The organism is Campylobacter sp. MIT 99-7217, assembly GCF_006864365.1.
Classification (GTDB): Bacteria; Campylobacterota; Campylobacteria; order Campylobacterales; family Campylobacteraceae; genus Campylobacter_D.
This window is the reverse complement of sequence record NZ_QHLJ01000020.1, coordinates 1-5,158: the sequence shown is the minus strand read 5'-3', so window position 1 is coordinate 5,158 and position 5,158 is coordinate 1. Positions and strand designations below refer to the sequence as shown.

Genomic DNA, 5,158 nt, shown 5'->3' with positions numbered 1-5,158 from the left:
AAAGCAAATTAACGGACATTTTGCAGTGGTTGAAAGTATAAGCACTAAGGATAACGAGCTTAAATTTAAAACAGCCTTTAAAGAAAATGGAAAATTAAGCTTAGAAAGTAATATTTTTAAAAATGCAAAGCGTGTAGTAAATTCGCAAGGCGAACCGCTTGACCGCCTATCGCAAAGGACAGGGACAAACTTAGATACTAGCCCACGCTTTGATAAGGCAAATTCTACCACAAAAGCGGATAATTTGCAAGAAAGCGAGGAATTATTAAATAAATTTAGTGATGAGATTAAGGCTGTGTTAGATAAAGAGGGAATAAGTGATATAAGGCTAAGTGATACAGAGTTAAACAAGCTTTCGCATGATAACAAACAAGAATTTCCATTCATAAGAAGCACTATACAAGAGCCTAGTAAAATACTTAAAAACGAAAAAGCTCTTTATTTTTTAAAAGAAGACAATATACTTGATCAAGAGTGGTTAAGCTTAGCAAAATATGAAAATGGCGAACTTAGCTATCAAAGCTTTAGAAATAAAAAGCTAGAAGATATTGAGGAGCTAAAAAATAGTAAGATTTTGTATGAGCAAAAAGAGGATTTGAAAAATGCAATAAAACGCTACGAAATCAACGAAGCAGAAAACAAAGAGTTAAAAGAGCATTTTAACTTTAAGGATAAAAAGCCTTTAATAAGAGAGCTTAGAGAAAATGAAATTTTGCATGCCTTAAAATCTCACGGCGATGAAGCAAAGGAAAAATCAAGAGGAAATATAGCAATAACAAGGGAGGATATTAGGGAGTATTATCCAAAAATAACGCAAGATTATACAGATAAATATTTCACTGATAAAGGCGTGATTTATATTAAGCAAATCAACGGACATTTTATCACTATCGAGGAGGCTTTATTAGGACAAGATAAGCTGATATTTAAAACAGCTTGGAAAACAAAGGGAAATTATAATAAAGAAGTATTGTTAAAAAATGCTAAGGCTACTGCAAATCCGCCAAAAATGGCAGATGAAGTGGCAAGGGACAAGCCCAACCTAAGCCAACACTTAGACGCAGATACCCACAACGATACCTTAGCATTTAAGGCAAATTCTACCACAAAAGCGGATAATTTGCAAGAGCCTTTAAACATTACTCCTTTAAAAGAATTTGGCACAAATTATCCTGAGTTTTACCATAAAGGACAAGAAGCTATCAATCATTTACTACAAACTAAAAGCGGACAAGTTGCAGGAGCTTTTTATAAAGAGGGTTTAGGGGATATTGATTTAGTTTGGGGAAATGATGATTTTGGGCTTAAGCATATATTGCAAAAACACGCAGGCGAATTTGAAGATATAGCTAAGGATTTAAGCCAGATAGTGGAGAAAGGACAAATCGTAGATAATCAAGGCTTAAAAACAATATGGCATAAAGCAGACAATGGAAATTATTATAAATTAGGCTTAGCAAAAGGTTTTAATGGTAAGGGTAATAATAAGTGGATTTTAACAGCTTACGAAGTTACAAGAGAAAGGGACAAGACTTTCGGCGATGCCCTTTTTACTGATAAGCGACCCTTATCAAACTCTAAAGACGATTTTAACACAAAAGAGGGAAAAAGTAAAGAGGGTTTAAATGACGAGAACAAGAATTTAAATGCTTATAAAAAGAGCCTTGACAATATGGATTATGACGAGCTTAAAAGTGAAATTTTTCAACTTTATAAAAAGTTGAAAAATTCAAATCAAGATGATCTTATAAAAGCTAAAATAGATATTATTGAAGAACTAGAGAAAAAAAAGCCTAAAGATATAAAGGATTTTTTAAAACTTGGCGAATATGCTGGCATGATTAATACAAGAGCTTATAAAAACGCTTTTATATCTTTAGATAAATTTGGGCATTATAGTATCTCTTTAAGCCCACAAACAAAACAATATTTTAAAAGCCTTGATGAAGCTAAACATTTTGTAGATAGTGGGGAATATGAAAAATTAAGAGCTAATGAACTAAATTATCACAGGAAAGCCACCCTAGATTCAAACGCTCACTTAACAGCTGGGCTTTTTGGAGGTTCTCTTAATGGGCTTGAGGAGGACGAGCAAGGAAATTTAAGCTTTAATGCTGAAGCTTTTGTAAAGGGCTTTTTGCTTGGAGCTGGTGGAAGTTTAGCACTTAGCAAAGGATTTAAAGCCTTAAAAGAAAAGCCTGAGTTAAGACAAAGGCTAAGAAATGAGTTAAAAGATAGTTTAAAAAAAGGCTTTGAAAATGCTAAAAAGCAATATCCTATCTTAAAAACACTTGAGCCTTTAAATTTAAGCATAATGCAAAGTGAAAAAGGAGCTTTAAAACAGGCTGAGTTTGTTTTAAATAAGCTTGAAAAAGAAAGTTTAGAGCAAAGCAAAAAAGAGGCTTTAAGCTTACTTGAAAATATCAAGGGCGAAGCCTTGCCAGCAAAGCTTAGCGAGGAAGAGTTTTTGAAAAATGGCTTTAGTGAAGTTATAAACAAAGAAAACTTTTTAAAGCATTTGAAAGGTAAGGAAGATAGTTTTCAAAGGCTAAAATATCTAAATTTAGCTGAGCCGACATTTAAAAACTATGATGTAAAGCTTAGCAATCAAGCTCAAAATACTTATATGAAAGCCTTTGATGATAAAAATAAAAAAAGATTTTATATTTTGATTACCGAGCAAGATGATAAATTGTTAATTACAGGAATTCCAACGAGTAAAAAAAGAGAACTACAAAGACAAATCCAAAAGGCTGAAAATGTAGAATTAGGCAGGTCAATAGAGGAGATAGATAGTCTGCCAGAGCCTTTGCAAAATGCAAATAAATCCTCAACCCTACGAGGTAATTTTAGCACAAATCTAAACCAAAAGCAAGATGATAAAACTCTACATTCAAACGCTCATCTAGTAGCTGGGCTTTTTGGAGGTTCTCTTAATGGGCTTGAGGAGGACGAGAACGGAAATTTAAGCTTTAACCCTGAAGCTTTTGTAAGGGGCTTTTTGCTTGGAGCTGGAGGAAGTTTTGCGGTAAAAAAGGGCTTAGAACTTCACACAAAGGCTCTTATAAAAAAATATCCAAACATAGCTAAAGAAAACCCTGTTTTAATGTCAAAGCTTGCTAAAAAAGACTTAGAACATTATGCAAGAAGTGGCATTGCTAACAGCTTAACAAAATTTTTCAATAAAAATAAATTTTTTGATGCAAATCCTCAAATTTTCGCTGGTAAAAAGGCTTTATTGAATGAAAGCTACGCACCACAAAAAGCCCAACTAAACACAGCTAAAGCAATGTTAAAAGAGGGCAAAAGCGATTTAGAAATTTGGGAAAATACGGGCTGGTTTTTAGATAGGGATAAAAGGTGGAAATTTGAAATAAGCCCAATAGCAGGCAATCTAAAAAAAGATTTTGAAGATATGAAAAATTACGAAGTGAAAAGATTAGATAGTATTTTAGAAGATGAGGAATTATTTAAAGCCTATCCACAGCTTAAAGATATAAAGGTTCAAAGAAATGATAGTGTGGGCTTTGCTTATTGGGGCAAAGACACAAAAAAGCCTAAAAATATCACTTTTAAAGCATTAAAACATGCAGATCCAATATATGCCCTTTACCACGAAATACAGCACGCTATCCAAGAAATAGAAAATTTTGCAAGAGGAAGTGGAGGAGGTTTAGAGCATCATACAAGAAGTTATGGAGAGATAGAAGCAAGAAATGTCGAATATAGAATGCGAGATTATAGCTTTAATGAGCACCCACACGAAACAAGTGAGCTTAATAAAAATGTGCAAAAAGATTTGATTAAAAAATATCAGAGCTTACAAAAATTAGAGCCAAAACTGCAAAAAGCAAGAGAAGAATTAGACGCTTTTAATGAGATAACTGATAGTCCTAAAGCTAATAATTGGAGTTATGATAAATGGCAAAGAATGAATGAAAAAAGTAGAACATTAAATAACAATGTTGAGGATTTGGAATATACTAAAGAAAATTTAGAACAAAATCACGCTTGGACTGGGGAATTTTGGGGAAGCAAAGAACCTTATTATAAAGATAAAAGCCCTATTATAGAATATGATAAGGATATTTCCCTCTCAAAACCTTTAGAAAATGAGTTTTTAGATAGGCAATTAGATAAAATAAAAACTGATAAAATAAATAAATATGCTATGCCTTTACCTAAGGCAAAAAATGAGCATGAATTTTTAAATCAAATCAAAGCAGATCAAAAGGGTTATAGCGAGATTATAACGCCTATAGGAAGAGTGAAAATCAATTTAAAACACGCTTGGAAACACTTAAATAAAGGAAATACCTATAAAAAAGATAGAAGTTTATACAGCGGAGCTTTTCTTGATACCCTAACCGACCCGCTTTTTGTCGTTAAGCAAGAGTATATCACTAATGCTAAGGTGTCCGCAAATGCTAAGAAAAAGCAAGATAGCAAGTGGATACACACTAATGACAAGTCCATTTTAGCAGAAAATTCTTATACTTTTTTTAAACCTTTTAAAATAAAAGATAAATTTAATTATATGGTAGCTTATGGGCTTGATATAAGAGGCGAAATTATCAATACAACCTTTATCCCTATGAGTGATAAAGATTTAGGTAGGATTAAAAAAATGATAAAGGGCGATGATAAAAATTTGCTTTATTATAAATATTTAAATAATAATTAAGCTACATTCAAACGCTCATTTAACAGCTGGGCTTTTTGGTGGCTCACTTAATGGGCTTGAAGAAGATGAGAACGGCAATTTAGTCTTTAATGCTGATAATTTTGTAAAGGGCTTTTTGCTTGGAGCTGGGGGAAGCTTAGCACTTAGCAAAGGATTTAAAGCCTTAAAAGAAAAGCCTGAGTTAAGACAAAGGCTAAGAAATGAGTTAAAAGATAGTTTAAAAAAAGGCTTTGAAAATGCTAAAAAGCAATATCCTATCTTAAAAACACTTGAGCCTTTAAATTTAAGCATAATGCAAAGTGAAAAAGGAGCTTTAAAACAGGCTGAGTTTGTTTTAAATAAGCTTGAAAAAGAAAGTTTAGAGCAAAGCAAAAAAGAGGCTTTAAGCTTACTTGAAAATATCAAGGGCGAAGCCTTGCCAGCAAAGCTTAGCGAGGAAGAGTTTTTGAAAAATGGCTTTAGTGAAGTTATAAA

General features: G+C 32.7%; 2 protein-coding genes. Both read left to right on the top strand.

Annotation, left to right across the window (positions count from 1 at the left end; genetic code table 11):
* The first annotated feature begins 25 nt into the window (after nt 1-25).
* Nucleotides 26-4,684, top strand: a complete 4,659-nt coding sequence (locus DMB92_RS09215) for an LPD23 domain-containing protein (RefSeq protein WP_221886255.1) — start codon at nt 26-28, stop codon at nt 4,682-4,684.
* 115 nt (nt 4,685-4,799) lie between these two features.
* The coding region (locus DMB92_RS09055; RefSeq protein WP_142682741.1) for a hypothetical protein at nt 4,800-5,158 on the top strand (359 nt) is incomplete at its 3' end.